The organism is Pseudomonas sp. P7758 (assembly GCF_013386485.1).
Taxonomy (GTDB): Bacteria; Pseudomonadota; Gammaproteobacteria; order Pseudomonadales; family Pseudomonadaceae; genus Aquipseudomonas.
Genome location: NZ_JACARS010000270.1, coordinates 1 through 910, shown reverse-complemented (window position 1 = coordinate 910; position 910 = coordinate 1). Strand labels below are relative to the sequence as shown.

General features: G+C 64.2%; 1 protein-coding gene. It reads right to left on the bottom strand.

What is annotated here, in order from left to right:
• Positions 1-879 (bottom strand): DEAD/DEAH box helicase (locus HX873_RS31415; protein ID WP_177123856.1); only part of this gene is annotated, 879 nt, incomplete at its 3' end.
• Positions 880-910: the final 31 nt, after the last annotated feature.

Genomic DNA, 910 nt, shown 5'->3' with positions numbered 1-910 from the left:
GCCGTGGTGCAGGGCAATCACTCCGGCCCAGTCGGGGCGCGCGTCGAGCAGGGCCTGGTACCAGATTTCCGATTGTGCCCGTGTGTTGGTAAACACCAGGCAACTGCTGCTGGCATCGACTTCGGCCACCACTTGCGGGAGCATTTTCAGGCCGATATGGCCGGCCCACGGAAAGCGCTCGATAACCGGTGGCAACAGGGTGTCTACTCGCAACTGTTTGGTGGTTTGGCCTTGGACGTTGATCCCGCCGCCTTGTGGGATCAACACCTCCAACGCGTGGGCCTGATTACCCAGGGTTGCGGAAATGCCCCACACAATCAGCTCGGGGTGCCATTGCCGAATGCGGGCGAGGGCCAGTTGCAATTGCACGCCGCGTTTGTTGCCGATCAGTTCGTGCCATTCGTCCACTACCACCATGCGCAGGTGCGACAGGCTGGCCTGGCTGTCGGCGCGGGCGAGCATCAGCGTGAGGCTTTCCGGGGTGGTGATCAGGGTGGTGGGCAGACGGCGGGTTTGGCGGGCGCGTTCGCTGCTGCTGGTGTCGCCGGTGCGCAGGCCGACGGTCCAGGGGATTTTCAGTGATTCGAGCGGGGCCTCAAGGGCGCGGGCGGTGTCGGCGGCCAGGGCGCGCATTGGGGTGATCCACAGGACGGCGAGCGGTTCGGCGGGGGCTTTGCGTTTGCGGGGCGTGGTTTCGGTGATGGCGAAGCGGTTGAGGGCGGCGAACCACAGGGCGTAGGTTTTCCCGGCGCCGGTGCTGGCGTGGAGCAGTCCCGACTGGCCTTCCTTGACTGCGTGCCATACGTCTTTTTGGAAGGCGAACGGTTTCCAGCCCTTGGCGGTGAACCAGTCTTTGGCGAAGTTGGGGGATTTGACCATGCTTGGGGCTCTGGGGGGGTAATTCAGAGAC